Origin of the sequence: Kosakonia oryzendophytica (genome assembly GCF_900094925.1) — a bacterium.
In the GTDB taxonomy this organism is placed as follows: domain Bacteria; phylum Pseudomonadota; class Gammaproteobacteria; order Enterobacterales; family Enterobacteriaceae; genus Kosakonia; species Kosakonia oryzendophytica.
Window position 1 is genome coordinate 31,857 of the sequence record NZ_FMAY01000009.1, and the last position, 16,042, is coordinate 47,898.

At 51.8% G+C, this 16,042-nt stretch carries 14 protein-coding genes; 10 read left to right on the forward strand and 4 right to left on the reverse strand.

The window, feature by feature from the left end:
• Window positions 1-82 precede the first annotated feature (82 nt).
• From pntA to GA0061071_RS15660, 3 genes are all read left to right on the forward strand, one after another.
• Complete coding sequence (gene pntA / locus GA0061071_RS15650) at window positions 83-1,609, forward strand: Re/Si-specific NAD(P)(+) transhydrogenase subunit alpha (protein WP_088237449.1); 1,527 nt, start codon at window positions 83-85, stop codon at window positions 1,607-1,609.
• Between the two features lie 10 nt (window positions 1,610-1,619).
• Window positions 1,620-3,008, forward strand: a complete 1,389-nt coding sequence (pntB, locus tag GA0061071_RS15655) for a Re/Si-specific NAD(P)(+) transhydrogenase subunit beta (RefSeq protein WP_061495435.1) — start codon at window positions 1,620-1,622, stop codon at window positions 3,006-3,008.
• Window positions 3,009-3,121: 113 nt separating this feature from the next.
• Window positions 3,122-4,225, forward strand: coding sequence for a mechanosensitive ion channel family protein (locus GA0061071_RS15660; RefSeq protein ID WP_088237450.1), 1,104 nt, complete (start codon window positions 3,122-3,124; stop codon window positions 4,223-4,225).
• A 37-nt stretch (window positions 4,226-4,262) separates the two neighbouring features.
• Here the strand turns inward: GA0061071_RS15660 and uspE are convergent, their stop codons facing one another.
• The 3 genes from uspE to ogt all read right to left on the reverse strand — a co-directional run bounded on the left by uspE (window position 4,263) and on the right by ogt (window position 6,837).
• Window positions 4,263-5,213, reverse strand: coding sequence for a universal stress protein UspE (gene uspE / locus GA0061071_RS15665; protein WP_061495440.1), 951 nt, complete (start codon window positions 5,211-5,213; stop codon window positions 4,263-4,265).
• Between the two features lie 146 nt (window positions 5,214-5,359).
• Window positions 5,360-6,112 (reverse strand): fumarate/nitrate reduction transcriptional regulator Fnr, encoded by a 753-nt coding sequence (fnr, locus tag GA0061071_RS15670; protein WP_061495443.1) that lies wholly within the window; start codon window positions 6,110-6,112, stop codon window positions 5,360-5,362.
• A 209-nt stretch (window positions 6,113-6,321) separates the two neighbouring features.
• Complete coding sequence (ogt, locus tag GA0061071_RS15675; protein WP_088237451.1) at window positions 6,322-6,837, reverse strand: methylated-DNA--[protein]-cysteine S-methyltransferase; 516 nt, start codon at window positions 6,835-6,837, stop codon at window positions 6,322-6,324.
• A gap of 527 nt (window positions 6,838-7,364) precedes the next feature.
• On the opposite strand from ogt, the gene smrA reads away from it, so the two are divergent.
• Window positions 7,365-7,928: a DNA endonuclease SmrA gene (gene smrA / locus GA0061071_RS15680; protein ID WP_088237660.1), complete on the forward strand. Its 564-nt coding sequence runs from the start codon at window positions 7,365-7,367 to the stop codon at window positions 7,926-7,928.
• A gap of 674 nt (window positions 7,929-8,602) precedes the next feature.
• A complete protein-coding gene (gene umuD, locus GA0061071_RS15685) occupies window positions 8,603-9,037 on the forward strand; it encodes a translesion error-prone DNA polymerase V autoproteolytic subunit (RefSeq protein WP_061495448.1) in 435 nt (144 codons plus the stop codon).
• A 111-nt stretch (window positions 9,038-9,148) separates the two neighbouring features.
• On the opposite strand, the gene GA0061071_RS15690 is transcribed toward umuD, so the two are convergent.
• Window positions 9,149-9,958 (reverse strand): AraC family transcriptional regulator, encoded by an 810-nt coding sequence (locus GA0061071_RS15690; RefSeq protein WP_088237452.1) that lies wholly within the window; start codon window positions 9,956-9,958, stop codon window positions 9,149-9,151.
• 77 nt (window positions 9,959-10,035) lie between these two features.
• On the opposite strand from GA0061071_RS15690, the gene GA0061071_RS15695 reads away from it, so the two are divergent.
• The 5 genes from GA0061071_RS15695 (at window position 10,036) to GA0061071_RS15715 (ending at window position 15,883) form a co-directional block, all read left to right on the forward strand.
• Entirely contained in the window at window positions 10,036-12,096 is a 2,061-nt protein-coding gene (locus GA0061071_RS15695; protein ID WP_088237453.1) for an FUSC family protein, read from the forward strand.
• Window positions 12,089-12,304: a DUF1656 domain-containing protein gene (locus GA0061071_RS15700; RefSeq protein WP_088237454.1), complete on the forward strand. Its 216-nt coding sequence runs from the start codon at window positions 12,089-12,091 to the stop codon at window positions 12,302-12,304. The genes GA0061071_RS15695 and GA0061071_RS15700 overlap by 8 nt, the downstream gene beginning before the upstream one ends.
• Entirely contained in the window at window positions 12,301-13,164 is an 864-nt protein-coding gene (locus GA0061071_RS15705) for an HlyD family secretion protein (protein WP_088237455.1), read from the forward strand. The genes GA0061071_RS15700 and GA0061071_RS15705 overlap by 4 nt, the downstream gene beginning before the upstream one ends.
• An 88-nt stretch (window positions 13,165-13,252) precedes the next feature.
• Entirely contained in the window at window positions 13,253-13,627 is a 375-nt protein-coding gene (locus tag GA0061071_RS15710) for a helix-turn-helix domain-containing protein (protein WP_408612872.1), read from the forward strand.
• A gap of 342 nt (window positions 13,628-13,969) precedes the next feature.
• Window positions 13,970-15,883 (forward strand): methyl-accepting chemotaxis protein, encoded by a 1,914-nt coding sequence (locus GA0061071_RS15715; RefSeq protein WP_088237456.1) that lies wholly within the window; start codon window positions 13,970-13,972, stop codon window positions 15,881-15,883.
• Window positions 15,884-16,042 lie beyond the last annotated feature (159 nt).

Sequence of the window (16,042 nt, forward strand, 5' to 3'; positions counted from 1 at the left end):
CTCCGTAATGCTGTTCAACAGATGCCGGTTGTTCCGGTGACGACTGACAAACCATCATCTAAAACCGATGGAAGGGAAAACTATGCGTATTGGTGTACCTAAAGAACGGTTGGCCAATGAAACCCGCGTTGCCGCGACGCCGAAAACGGTCGAGCAATTGCTGAAATTGGGTTTCACTGTCGCGATTGAAAGCGGCGCTGGCAAACTGGCAAGTTTCGATGACGATGCGTTCACCCAGTCCGGGGCGACGATTGTCGATGGCAGCAATGTCTGGCATTCGGACGTTATCCTTAAAGTTAACGCGCCTGACGATGAAGAGATTGCGCTGCTTAACCCCGGCACAACGCTGATAAGCTTTATCTGGCCTGCGCAGAATCCGGCGCTGATGGAGAAGCTGGCCGCGCGTAACGTGACCGTGATGGCAATGGACTCCGTACCGCGTATCTCCCGTGCGCAAGCGCTGGATGCGCTCAGTTCGATGGCCAACATTGCGGGTTACCGTGCCATCGTTGAAGCCGCGCATGAGTTCGGTCGTTTCTTCACCGGTCAAATTACCGCCGCCGGTAAAGTGCCGCCTGCAAAAGTGATGGTGATTGGCGCGGGCGTGGCAGGGCTTGCCGCGATTGGCGCAGCCAACAGCCTTGGCGCGATTGTGCGTGCTTTTGATACCCGCCCGGAAGTTAAAGAGCAGGTGCAGAGTATGGGCGCTGAATTCCTCGAGCTGGATTTTGAGGAAGAAGCGGGCAGCGGCGACGGCTATGCAAAAGTGATGTCCGAAGCCTTTATTAAAGCGGAAATGGAACTCTTCGCTGCACAGGCGAAAGATGTCGATATTATCGTCACGACTGCGCTGATCCCGGGAAAACCGGCACCGAAGCTGATCACCCGTGAGATGGTGGATTCCATGAAACCGGGCAGTGTGATTGTCGATCTGGCTGCGCAAAATGGCGGTAACTGCGAATACACTGTACCGAATGAAATCAGCACCACTGCGAATGGCGTTAAAATCATTGGTTATACCGATCTGCCGGGTCGCTTGCCGACGCAGTCTTCCCAACTTTATGGCACCAACCTCGTTAACCTGCTGAAACTGCTGTGTGCGGAAAAAGACGGCAATGTGGTTGTCGACTTTGACGATGTCGTGGTGCGCGGTGTGACCGTTGTGCGTGATGGCGAAGTGACCTGGCCGGCACCGCCGATTCAGGTTTCTGCTCAACCGCAAGCTGCACCAAAAGCAGCAGTGCCAAAAGAAGAGGTCAAACCCACCTCTCCGTGGCGCAAATATGCGCTGATGGCGCTGGCGATTGTTCTGTTTGGCTGGCTGGCGGACGTTGCGCCGAAAGAGTTCCTCGGTCATTTCACCGTCTTCGCGCTTTCCTGCGTCGTCGGTTATTACGTGGTCTGGAATGTCTCCCATGCATTGCATACGCCGCTGATGTCGGTCACGAATGCTATCTCCGGCATTATTGTGGTGGGCGCGTTGTTGCAGATTGGCCATGGCGGCTGGGTCAGCTTCTTAAGCTTTATCGCGGTACTGATCGCCAGCATTAATATTTTTGGTGGTTTCACCGTCACTCAGCGCATGCTGAAAATGTTCCGGAAGAACTAAGGGGTAACACATGTCTGGAGGATTAGTTACAGCTGCATACATTGTTGCCGCGATCCTGTTTATTTTCAGTCTGGCGGGGCTTTCCAAGCATGAAACCTCCCAGCAGGGTAATAACTTTGGCGTCGCCGGTATGGCGATTGCGCTGGTGGCCACTATTTTTGGCCCGGATACCGGCAATGTCGCCTGGATCCTGGTGGCGATGGTTATCGGCGGGGCGATCGGTATTCGTCTGGCGAAGAAAGTCGAAATGACTGAAATGCCGGAGCTGGTGGCTGTGTTGCACAGCTTCGTGGGTCTGGCTGCTGTGCTGGTGGGTTTCAACAGCTATCTCGATCATGAGCCGGGTCTGGCACCGGTCATGGTGAATATTCACCTGACGGAAGTGTTCCTCGGCATCTTTATTGGTGCGGTGACGTTCACCGGCTCCATCGTTGCGTTCGGTAAGCTGCGTGGCAAGATTTCGTCCAAACCGTTAATGTTGCCGCACCGCCACAAACTGAACCTGGCGGCGCTGGTGGTCTCTTTTGTACTGTTGGTGGCTTTTGTCCGTACTGAAAGCGTTGGCGTACAGGTGTTGGCGCTGCTGCTGATGACCATTATTGCACTGGTGTTCGGCTGGCATCTGGTGGCATCTATTGGCGGTGCGGATATGCCGGTGGTTGTGTCGATGCTGAACTCCTACTCCGGTTGGGCAGCGGCGGCAGCGGGCTTTATGCTCAGCAACGACCTGTTGATCGTTACCGGTGCGCTGGTGGGTTCCTCAGGGGCGATCCTCTCCTACATTATGTGTAAGGCGATGAACCGCTCCTTTATCAGCGTGATTGCCGGTGGTTTCGGTACGGACGGTTCGTCTTCCGGCAGCGATGAGGAAGTCGGCGAGCACCGCGAAATCAGTGCGGAAGAAACGGCGGAAATGCTGAAAAACTCACACTCTGTGATAATCACCCCGGGCTATGGCATGGCAGTGGCGCAGGCGCAGTATCCGGTGGCGGAAATTACTGAAAAACTGCGTGCGCGCGGCGTGAAAGTGCGCTTCGGTATTCACCCGGTCGCCGGGCGTCTGCCGGGCCATATGAACGTACTGTTAGCGGAAGCGAAAGTGCCGTACGACATCGTACTGGAAATGGACGAGATCAACGATGACTTCGCAGAGACCGACACCGTTCTGGTGATTGGCGCGAACGATACGGTTAACCCGGCCGCACAGGACGATCCGAAAAGTCCAATCGCCGGAATGCCGGTTCTGGAAGTGTGGAAAGCGCAGAATGTCATCGTTTTCAAACGCTCAATGAACACCGGCTACGCGGGCGTGCAAAACCCGCTGTTCTTTAAAGAGAACACCCAGATGCTGTTTGGCGATGCCAAAGCCAGCGTTGATGCAATCCTTAAAGCGCTATAATTTCGCGTTGTGAAATGCGCAATACCGCTCTTCGGAGCGGTATTTTTTTGCCCGCTATCCGCTAAAAAGTAACGTCTATACTTTTATCTTTATGTTTTTTATGCGGAGGGAGAATGGCGTTTTTGTCACGCTTTGACTTTATATCGATGCTGATGCAGCCATCATTCTGGTTCGGTCTTGCCACGGTAGTTGTGGTGACCTGTCTCATTTACTGGTTGTTTAAACGCTTATTGGCTGTCTTACTTAAAGGTGCCCAAAACTGGGGGCAGAGGCAGAACGGTGTTGGAAAAATGCAGCATGTCCTGGTGGACATGATCGGTCGAACCAGCCGGTTCCTGCTTTTTATTGCGGCTCTGCTGTTCAGTTTACGTTTTGTCGAGCTTCCTGACCGCCTGTTCAGCACGCTCGGGCATGCCTGGTTCCTGGTACTGGCGATCCAGATGGCACTTTGGTTTGATCAAGGTGTTGTTTCATGGATGCGTCATCTGATGTACACCCCCGGTGCGAGCCGTAATCCAGTGACCATGGTAATTGCGGGCCTGCTGTTGCGCATGATGCTCTGGACGATCATGCTGCTGTCGATTCTGGCCAACGTCGGTGTCAATATTACCGCCCTGGTCGCCAGTCTGGGCGTGGGCGGTATCGCCATTGCGCTGGCGGTGCAAACCATCCTTAGCGATGTGTTCGCGTCACTCTCTATCGGTTTCGATAAGCCCTTCGAAATAGGCGATTTTGTGGTCTTCAATGATGTCGCCGGAACTATCGAACACATTGGGCTTAAAACCACGCGTATTCGCAGCCTGAGCGGCGAGCAGATTGTCTGTGGGAATGCCATCCTGTTGCAACAAACCTTGCATAACTACAAACGCATGCAAACGCGCCGTATCGTCTTTACATTTGGGCTGGCGTTAACGACGCCGCCAGATAAGCTGCGTAAGGTCGGAGAGTTGATCCGCACCATCATCACCGAGGTGGGGGAAACACGTTTTGACCGGGCGCATTTCCAGGGTTTCGGCTCCGACAGGCTCAACGTTGAAGTGGTGCATGTTGTCAGTACCGCTGATTACAACAAATACATGGATATTCAGCAGGAGATCAATATACGCATTATGGAGAAGCTGGCGGAGCAGGGAATAGAGCTGGCGTTGCCGAATGTTCAGCTCAGGGGCGGGCTGGCCGTCGAAGGTGAATGGGCTCCGGCAAACACAAGGGCATAAAAAGAAACCCGCTTTCGCGGGTTTCTGGCTTCATGCGTTAGTCATCTTCATCGTCATCAAGTTCTACCGGCGATTGATATTCATCCGGCTTGATCACCAGTAAGTCGCAGCGCAGATGATCGATAACCTGCTCAGCGGTATTCCCCAGAAAAGCTGCAGAAATCCCGGTGCGCCCGACGGTACCGAGTACCACAATACCGGCTTGCAGGTGTTCGGCCAGATCCGGGATCACCTCTTCCGGTAAGCCTTTCTCAACGTGTGTCAGTTTTTCATCGATGCCAAATTTCTGCCGCAACGCTTTCATCGCCAGCAGGTGTTGACCGCGGATCGCGTCGTTATAGACGCTGGGATCGAATTCCGGTAATTCGATAGCAATATTGATTGGCGTAACCGGATAGGCACCCACCAGATGCACCTCGGTATGGTTAACCTGTTCGGCCAGTTGCAGCGTCTCTTTAACCAGTTTTTCATTAAGTGAGTTGTGGTAAAGCTCTTCGCTGGCCAGATTGACGGCGACAACGGCTTTACCGCCTTCCGGCCATGGCTGATCTTTAACCATCCACACCGGGCAAGGGCATTTACGCAGCAGATGCCAGTCGGTCGGGGTGAAAATCACCGACTCCAGTTTGTCGTGCTGGTGGGTCATTTTCAGCAACAGATCGTGACCGCCTGCCAGCACTTCCTGAATGATGGCTTCGAAAGGACGGTTATGCCAGACCACTTTAATCTCAATCGGCACACCAGCATCAATGTAATATTTCGCCTGCTCGCGGATCCAGGCGGTACGCTGGCTGATCACGCCCTGGCGCATTGCTGTACGCTCATCAGGGGACAGAAGGGTGGTCATCTCGTAAGAGAAGTCATAGATGGGCAAAAATGCTTTGATTCTGCCACCAATCCGTTGATGCAAATACACAGCACGTCGTAATGCTGGCTGATCGTCCTGATTAGGATCGATGGCGACCAACATATTCTGATATTTAGCCATACAGGGTCTCCTTACATCTGTCACCACAGTCTGTAAATAAAAGATAACCCATTAGCGCTGAATGAAACAGGGAAAACCTTCAGCCAGATCAATAAATCAGAAAAATTTAATGCGCTGGCGAAGGTCTAAAAGAGAGGGGGTAAAACTCAGGCAACGTTACGGGAATGACCGGCCAGTTGAGCCAGTATATCGCTGTTTTCGATCGTAATATATTTGCCTTTTACCGCGAGCATGCCGCTCTTCTGGAAGCGGCCCAGCAGACGACTGATGGTCTCAACGGTCAGACCCAGATAGTTACCAATGTCACCGCGGGTCATGGTCAAACGAAACTCGCGCGGCGAGAAACCACGCTGAGCGAAACGGCGGGACAGGTTATAAATAAACGCTGCCAGACGCTCTTCCGCATTCTTTTTCGACAACAACAGGATCATATCCTGGTCGCCTTTGATTTCGCCGCTCATCAGACGCATCATCTGCTGACGCAGGTTGGGCATCTTGCCGGACAGATCGTCGAGCGTTTCAAAGGGGATTTCGCAAACCATGGATGTTTCCAGTGCTTGCGCGAAGCTGGGGTGATGGCCAGTGCCAATCGCATCAAAACCGACCAGATCGCCCGCCAGATGGAAACCGGTGATCTGTTCGTCACCCTGCTCGGTAATGGTATAGCTTTTAATCGTACCGGAGCGGATAGCGTACAGTGATTTCAGCTCATCCCCTGCTTTAAACAGCGTCTGACCTTTCTGGATGGGCTTCTTGCGCTCAATGATGTTATCGAGCTGATCCAGCTCGTGTTCATTGAGGGTAAACGGGATGCAAAGCTGGCTAATGCTGCAATCCTGACAATGTATTGCACATCCGCCAGACTGTATGCGTCGTATAATTCGCTTTTCCGGGATCATAGGTCTGCTCAACGCCGTAATTGATATTAGTCAATTTTAACATCTTTTTATTGAGCACGTAAGCCTGGCAAAACGTCAATTCACGATTATTGAAACGGGGGAGAGAAATGAGAAGAGATGACCGGATATCATCTCCTTGATATTTCATCACTTCGCCAAGGTTTTTACCACAACATTCGGGGAAAAGGGCACTAAATATGCGTCTTTTCTTACAATAGCAGATAGCCTTCATGCCGGAGCAACCACTCTTTGCGCTGCACACCGCCCGCATAACCGGTCAACGTGCCGTTCCGACCAATCACACGGTGGCAGGGTACTACGATGCTGACCGGGTTTGCGCCATTCGCCGCGCCTACCGCACGCGCCGCACCTGCGCGCCCCAGCGTTTCCGCCAGTTGGCTGTAATGTATCACCTGACCGCAGGGGATTGTACGCAACGCCTGCCAGACGTCACGCTGAAAAGGCGTACCGGCCGTTGCGGTGGGGAGCGTGTCGATGATCGACAGATCGCCGTCGAAATAATCCTGCAGTTTCCGGCTTAACCCGCCCGGATTATTGGCTGCGATACGCTGATAGCCATCGCGTCGATAATGAATATTCAACAACTCCACCATGCGATCGCTGTGTTCTTCCCACTCGACAGCACGTAAATGAAAGGCTTCATCGCAGATTACCCACAGTGGGCCCAGCGGAGTGGCGATTTTATCTTCGAGTAGTGTGAGCATCAGGCATCCTTGAACTATGGCAAACGGGCGTCAATCTACCATGCCCGGCTCGGGCTAACCATACCCCGAAAGGGCGTCTATTTATAGATGGCTAATATTAAGCGTGGATAATAACAAATCGATTTGCATTGAATTATAGATGATATATTTTATTATTCCTGAAATAATAAAAAAATAGAGCCTGCCGACATCCGTCAGGCTCTACAGTACACACAGTAGCGCTTCCTTTCGTTATTTTATGCAAGTTCATCCCTGCATCTTAAATATAGTTATAGCTACCCTTCATTATCTTTCCACTATTAATTGGTGATTAATTTCACGTTAATTTAACTAAAATCGATATAACCCCAACACGCGATATAAGTTAAGGAACGCTAATAACATTACAGTTATTAATGTCTTTGGCGCTGCCGCAAACAGCGTCTATTTATAAGCACGGGCCCATGCGCCATAAATCCTCTCCGGGCATTGTGAGCGTACGCCACGCTCGTTATAGTACCTGTTCTGAAGCCATCGGAGGACCGCTCATGAACCCTGACGACAAATCGCTGTTTCTTGACGCCATGGAGGATGTCCAGCCCCTGAAGCGCTGCGCCGATATTCACTGGCAGCCGAGCCGCAATGCACGTGCGCCGCAGCGTGTCGATATGCTGCAACTGGACAACTTTTTAACCACTGGGTTCCTCGACATCATTCCCCTGTCAACGCCGCTGGAATTCAGGCGTGAAGGCCTGCAAACCGGCGTGGTGGATAAGCTGCGTTTGGGTAAATATAGCCAGCAGGCGAGCCTCAACCTGCTGCGCCAGCCCGTTGAGCAGTGCCGCCAGATGCTGTTTCGCTTTATGCATCAGGCGCGGCAAGATGGCTTGCGTAATGTGTTGATTATCCATGGGAAAGGTCGTGAAAATAATTCGCACCCGAATATTGTGCGCAGCTACGTTGCGCGCTGGCTGACGGAGTTTGACGACGTGCAGGCATTCTGTACGGCGTTGCCGCACCATGGCGGCAGTGGCGCGTGTTATGTGGCGTTACGTAAGTCTGAACAGGCAAAACGCGATACCTGGGAGCGTCACGCTAAACGGGGTCGTTGATGCCACAGCCAGACCGGGCCTTCAGCCGGTTGTGCCGGACGGGAGTGCAGGGAGCGCTTCATCGTCTGGCCTGGCGCTAACCGGCGTACGCGTTACGGTGTGGCTTTTCTTATCCAGCGTATTTTGCAGCGCATCAATGGCCTGATATTTTATGACAGAAAAGCTCGTAAAATAAATTAACTTGTGCTACTTCCCGCCTGAAAAATCCGCACACTGACTACAGATTTTTGATAATGCGGATCTTGCCTGAAGACAATATCCAGGCTACGCGCGGATGCCATAATAATATTTCTCATTTTCTTCGCAGGGTTGATACGACATATTCTGATGCTGTTACTGTAATAATATCCATGAGGTGAGCGTGGGCTGTTTTTAAATAAACGAGACTGTAGGATGACAATATTGGATCCTGTTATGCACTGCTTACGGCCTGCCCGATGATCCGCCTTCATCATCGTTTCTGCAGGAAGGCAAATGGCCTTATCCCGCCAGATATGGGCTGATAAGGTACAGGTGTCCGACTGCCGTTGGACATCACCTGCCTTCCCACGAAACAGGACACGTTAAATTCCTTGCGACTTCAGTCACTTCACGCTGCGCTGTTACATGTGACTTGACCCCGTCATTCCTTCCATAATACTGTATGTAAACACAGTATTATGAGGTGGGTAATCATGACCATCCTTTATGCCTATAAACAAGAAAAGCGTATTGACGTCCCTTTATTTTTAGAACGCGTTCCGTGCGGTTTCCCCAGCCCGGCGCAAGACTATGTTGAACAGAGCCTGGATCTGAACAAACTGGTCGTTAAACATCCCAGTGCTACTTACTTTGTTCGCGTCAGTGGTGATTCGATGATTGGTGCAGGGATCAGCGATGGTGATTTGTTGGTTGTCGATCGATCGTTGACTCCCGTGCATGGCGACATCGTTGTGGCAGCCGTCGCGGGTGAATTTACGGTAAAAGAGTTACGGACCCGGCCATCGCTCCAGCTCATGCCGCATAACGCCAATTATGCCCCTATCACTTTCCAGTCTGAGGAAGAGCTGCAACTCTTCGGCGTGGTCACCTTTACTTTAAAAGCAAACAGACCCGTTCGCGGTTGTTGATGCACGCCCGCTCCCGGCTGGCGATAACTCGCCCATAAATAGTCGCCGCCTGTGTTTTACTCAACGCGGCGTCCGGGTGCATTTTTGCTGCCCGCGCCGCGCCAGAAAAGATCATGGCGTATCCCCCTGGCGTGCGCCTGTTTTCCGTTCGGAAAAATAGTGCGCGGGCGTACTGCCCATCGTTTTCCTGAACATGGTAATGAACGCATTAACGGACTCATACCCCAGTTTAGCCGCCACGTTTTGTACCGTTACGCCGCTGGCTAACTCCTGAAGCGCAATGATCAAATGAAGTTGCTGGCGCCATCGTCCAAAGGTCAGCCCCGTCTCGCGCAGCATCAATCGCGCCAGAGAGCGTTCACTGAGCGCCAGCCGTTTCGCCCATTCTTTAAACGTACTGCGATCCGCCGGGTGACTGACCAGTGCATCGGCCATGGTGCGTATTTTAGGATTCCCGGAGACAGGCAAACTCAATTTCTGCTGTGGCATCGTGGCCAATTCGTCGAGCGTCACCCGGGTGAGCCGTGCAGCATGGCTCTCTGGTGGGTAATCCACTCGCTCGTGAGTTAAACGGTCAACTAACGCGTTAATCAGCGGAGAAATGGCCAGTGTGCAACATTTTTCCGGGAGTGCTGCGGCGCCGGGTTCAATGAATAAATAATTGAGATGCGCGTTCCAGGTCGCCTTAGCGCTATGAGGGATGCCGCCGGGGATCCAAACGGCGCAGTGAGGTGGCACTATCCATATATCGTTTTCCGCGCGACAGATAACGGCACCATACAGCGCAATGATCAACTGCCCCTTGCGGTGGGTATGAACCGGCACTTCTGCTTCGTAATCAACGAAGTCAAGATGGCGCGCAACCGCCGGGCACGAGGTGGAGTCAGGATCAAACAACGTCGTCGCGAATGTGGATGTCATGTGATTGGCAACATTTAGGTATTTTTTGACAGAATAGAGTATTTAATGGCGGACGCAAGCCGGTAATAATCCCCGGCATGAACAAAATCAATGTTATTCACTCTCGTTCTTTGCGGGCTACCGGCGACGCGTTTCGTCGGGTGGGCCAGGCACTGACCTCATCCGTTCTGCTGAACGATGCAAATGCCTTGCTGTACTCCATCAAGAGCTTTGCCGCAGCGATGCTGGCCTATTACATCGCCTTATCGATAGGCCTTGAAAAGCCATCCTGGGCAATCATTACCGTCTATATCGTTTCGCAAACCTCGGTTGGCGCTTCACTGAGCAGAAGCCTTTATCGTCTGGCCGGAACGATAATCGGCGCCGGGGCCACCGTTTTACTGGTGCCCACTTTTGTGACGATGCCGATCTTTTGCAGTGTGATGCTGAGCGGCTGGATCACTTTCTGCCTTTACTTGTCGCTGCTGGAACGCACCCCCCGTGCTTATGCCTTTGTTTTAGCAGGTTACACCGCGAGTCTGATTGGTTTTCCTGCTGTCCTGGAGCCCGGCGCAATATTTGATACTGCCATCACCCGTGTGCAGGAGATCGTTATTGGTATCTTCTGTGCCGCGCTTATTCACCGGTATGTGTTACCAAAACGGCTGTCCGGGCTGTTCAACAGCACGCTATCGGAGACGCTTCGCTCAGCACGGCAGATACTTGCCGGCGCACTGGCCGGTCAATCCGATGAGAATGCAGGGAGCCTGCGCCTGGCACTGGCCTTGCAGTCCTTGCAAGGCATAAGCCACCACATTCCCTATGATTTTGCCCTCGCTGTTCCGGTCCGGCAGGCCAGAAAAGCCATTCATGACAGGTTAGCGCGGTTGTTAATTGTGAGTTGTGAATTACGCGATCGCTTACAGATGACAAAGGCGCTGCCCACCGACGTGCAGATCCTGTTAAGCGATGTTCAACACTGGCTTCGCTGTGACGATGAGGGGGAGCGAAAAATCATGGCTGGCGAGCTAAAACAACGAAGTGAGCAGTTAGCCGAACGGCATGGGACCTGTGCCGTGACGCGTGAAGCGGTGTTGCAGGTGAGCGTTGTCCGTTATCTTACGGAAGCTGTGACTCTTCTGCAGCAATGTGATCGCCTTTCTGATGCCATCCATCATGCGAAACCCATGTCGGTGCAGACGGAAGGTAAAGGAGCAACAGGGTATGTTTTTCATCGTGATAGCTTTACTGCGGCACGCGCTGCGCTGGGCGCTTTTGCCATCATTCTGAGCGGTTGTCTGGTCTGGATTTACTCGGCCTGGCCTGACGGCGGCACAGCCGTTTCTATCCTTGGGGTCTGCTGCACACTGTTTGGCAGCTTCGACACGCCGGCCCCGCATATTGTGAAATACATTATAGGTTCCGTCTGGGGCGTGGCCATCAGCCTGCTCTACAGCTTTGTTTTTCTTCCACAAGTTAGCGATTTCCCTGTACTGGTTGCAGTACTGGCACCGGCATATTTGCTGGCCGGATCGCTCCAGGCGCGGCCACCCACCACCTTTATGGCCATGGGGATCACCCTGACTTTGCCTGTCCTCTGCGAGTTAGGTCCCCGTTACAGCGGCGACTTCGCGGTCGCTGTCAATACCGCCATCGCGCTGTTTTCCGCAACCGGCTTTGCTGTGGTCAGTATGCGTTTACTGCAAACGGTGCAGGCAGACGCGGCCATCAATCGCCTGCTGGATATTTGTCGGCGCGATATCCGGCGCAGTGTGAAAGGCGTATTTACACCAGACGAAGCACACTGGACCAATTTGATGATAGACCGGACTGCGTTATTACTGCCACGTTTGTCACGCAGCCAGCAATCAGCAGAAGAGGTGCTTAATCACCTGTTGCACGCTCTGCGTATTGGCCTCTCTGTCATGCACTTACGCCGCTGCGCTCTACCGGCGGGGAGTGAAATGGCCAGGGAGATTAACGAGGTACTTCATTTGCTTACCCGGACAACAGACTACTGCGCTTTGCGCCTGCGTATCGTTTCACTGATTGATATCTCTTTGTCTACACCCCATGAGCAATCGCGCCAGAGTGTTGACAGGCTGGTTGATCTGCATTGCGCATTGGGAGAGCAGGAGAGGGGGCAAGCCCATGATTAATGACATTAACATCGGGGGTGTCTACTTCCCGGGGCTGCTGGTCATCGCGCTTGTGACCCTGGTCTGCATTCTGTTATTCGTGCCTCTTTTCTCTTTCAGCTGGCTCTACCGCTGTTTACCTTGTCGCCCGCTGATGGGGCTATCTGTCTGTATCGTTACTTTTTTTCTGCTCTTGCAGGGCCTGAATGCGTTGGGGTTATTAGCATGAAATCTTTTCTATCTCTATTGAGTCGTTATGCGCTGACATTAAGTGCAGTCGTGGTGGCAACTCTTCTGGCTTTTATGCTGTGGAAACATTATGCGCAGACACCCTGGACCCGCGATGGCCGGGTTCGTGCTGATGTGGTGCAAATTGCGCCAGATGTTTCCGGGCCGGTCATCAATGTGGCAGTCAGCGATAACCAATGGGTTAACCGAGGTGATGTGCTCTATTCAATCGATCCACACTGGCTGAAGCTGGCGGTGGCGGGTGCACAGGCTGATGTTGATGCGAAACGTCATGAGATGGTCATGCGTCAGGATGCGGCAACAAGACGTACCCGGATCAAAGGCGTGATTTCCGGCGAGGATTTACAGCAAACAGACAGCGCAGCAAACATCGCAACGGCAAATTATCATGGCGCGCTGGCTGCGCTGGAGCTGGCGCAACTTAATTTATCCCATGCCATCGTGCGGGCGCCGGTAGCAGGTTATATCACCCATCTCAGACTCCGACCGGGGGACTATGCCACCGCCGGGGTGACAAAAGTCGCCATCGTCGATGCCCATAGTTTCTGGGTGGTGGGGTATTTTGAAGAGACAAAACTGCGTCATATCCGTGTGGGAAATAGCGCCCACATTGCGCTGATGGGATTTGAGCCCGTACTGACGGGGCATGTTGAGAGTATCGGGCATGGGATCGGTGACAATAATGACGAGACGGGCGGGCTTGGTTTACCCGAGGTTGAACCGACATTTAATTGGGTGCGACTTGCGCAACGCATCCCGGTACGTATTCACATTGATACCTTACCTGCGGGGGTTGAGCTGGTAGCAGGATTATCGGCGACGGTGTCCGTCACGCCATAAGAGTAAATTCCACCCTTGCTGAAAATATATCGAAAGCGTGACCTGAATTAACGCTGATCACTCACGTACTCCTCAGCACGATATTGAGATTAACGCTATGAAAAACAAAAAAGAGTTTATAAATAGCTTGCTTATGTGGATAAATGATAATATTGAGTCACCCATGAAAATTGATACTGTTGCCATCAAGTCAGGGTATTCAAAATGGCACTTACAGAGACTATTTTTTGCCGAAACGGGCCAAAAGTTGGGTCAGTACATTAGAGATCGGAAACTTCAATTGATTGCTGATGAACTTATCACATCCAATGAACCTTTAATAAATCTCGCGATGAAATTCGGTTTCGATTCCCAGCAATCACTGACCAGAGCTTTTCACAAAAAATATCAACTGCCCCCGCGAAAATACCGGAAAACGTTTTGCCCTCAGAACGCGCAGCAGACTTCAGGGGGCACACCATAACACTTCTCTTCTTTGTCCCGTGCATACTGGCATGCAGATACGCCTTCAGGTGTGTATTGTCATTCGGCTATTTGTTTATCTGCATATTATTACCACGATAAGCATTAATAAATATGCAGACTTGCTCACGGTAGGAATGTAAGTTTCACTATGTGATATATGAAATAATTGTGCGGATCGAATTTTTTCATATTTACATTAAGGAATGCCTGATGATTGACGATAAGTAACATGATAGCTGTCCCTATGTTGCCAAAAATAAAAGCAGGTATCTGTGGTTAGCTATGCATTGAAAATGAAACTGATTTTCGAAAATAAAGAAATGTTACTGAGGATACCTTTATGGCACAGCTTTTACCCTCTATAAAAAACCTACCTGTTGCTGCCAAGTTGTTTGGCGGGTTCGCAATATTAATCATTATCATCGTGTTATCTTCGCTTATCAGTATTCAACAGTCGGACACGATCCGCGATCATGCATTAAAGGGAAAATTAATCAGCGAAATCAGTGATGATCTCAACACGGCACGACGTAATCGCCTGACATACCAAATAAACCACGATGAAAGTGCACTTCAGGCCAATAGAGTCGCCATTGAAAAAATGGATCAAAAAGCGGAGAGCGGCCTGACCTTTACCTGGGACAGTGATGCGCGGGTGTTGTTTGATGAGTTGCGCAGCGCTATTCCTGTTTATGCCAGCACGCGTGATGGTTTCATTAAACTCGAAAAAGTGACTGTCGAGAAATCCCTGGCGTTGACATCACCGGAGTTGAAAAACCTGCTTGATACATTCAGTTCCCGCTTTGTGCAGCAAGAGAGCATCTCAAAAGATGAATTCGCATTGCTCAATCGCCTTAATGCACTCTGGGTAGCGGTGTATGAAATCCAGTCGTCCGGTGGTAAGCGAGGGTACGATGCCTTTGCGACCGTACTGGGTGATGCGCTTAAGTCGCTCCGTTCAGAAAAACTTAACCTGGCAGCCGAAGACAAAGCGATGGCGCAGTCATTTCTTGACAGAATGCAGGCGAACGTAGACGCCTATACGAATGCACAGAAAGCGTCACAGAAAGCCGCAACAGAACTGACTGGCGTGGCGGAAAGAATCAATACCGTTACGGCAAATCTGGTGACAGGCCAGACGCAAAAAAACATCGCTATTATTGAACGCGTCATGATGATCATGGGGCTGGTTGCTGTCTGCGCAGTGCTGACGGGATTACTGGTTGCCTGGCTGCTGACACGGCAGATGACCCGCCAGATAAAACATAATCTGACTCTGGCAGAACGTATTGCTGAAGGCGATCTGACCGCCGTTATTGAGCCTCAGTCAAAAGATGAACTGGGTCGCCTGACGGTCGCAATGGGCGTGATGAACGATAAACTTCGTGAAATGATTAGCCAGATCAAAGAGTCGGTCATCCATGTGGCAAATGCGTCATCGGACATTTCCGCTGGCAACACTGACCTGGCGTCCCGCACTGAAGAGCAGTCTGCTGCCGTTGTGGAAACCGCTGCCAGCATGGAACAGCTGACCTCAACCGTTAAACGTAATGCGGATAACGCGCGTGAAGCCAGCCAGCTCGCGGTAGTGGCTGCTGAGCATGCCCGTTCCGGTGGGAAAATTGTTTGGGACGTCGTCAGCACCATGGAGACCATTACCGAAAGCTCAAACAAAATTACCGAAATCATCAGCGTAATCAATGGCATCTCTTTCCAGACCAATATTCTGGCGCTTAACGCTGCGGTTGAGGCTGCGCGAGCGGGTGAACAGGGGCGGGGGTTTGCCGTGGTAGCCGGAGAAGTCAGAGGTCTGGCTCAACGTAGCGCAAATGCTGCCAAGGAGATTGAAGGACTGATAAAAGAATCGGTACAACGTGTGTTAACCGGTTCAGAAATGGCTAACAAGGCCGGTAGCACCATGGAACAGATTGTCAGTTCTGTCACGAATGTGAGCGGCATCATGAATGAAATATCTTCGGCGTCGGAAGAGCAGAGCAGGGGTATCGATCAGATAGGTAAAGCCGTTACCGAGCTGGATTCAACCACCCAGCAGAATGCGGCACTGGTTCAGGAGTCATCGGCAGCGGCATCATCTCTTGAACAACAGGCCGAGCAGCTTGCGCAGCTCGTTTCCGTATTCAGGCTCGGTTCAGAGAGCGACAAACAGAAACATCACTCAGCAGCGTATAAAAACAGAGGTCATCTGCGACCCGTCGCATCGACAGGCAATGGGGCTGACTGGGAATCGTTCTGACAATCATCTTGTCCTGAAAGTGCTCTCCTGTTGAGGGAGAGCACAGCTTCTGGCACAACGGAATACGGCTTCTCGCCGTTGCGTCACCCGTCATCAGAGCGCTGGTGTTTAAAGGGATAAGGCCATTTACCGCTGTCTGGAAACCCGAACCTGTTACAA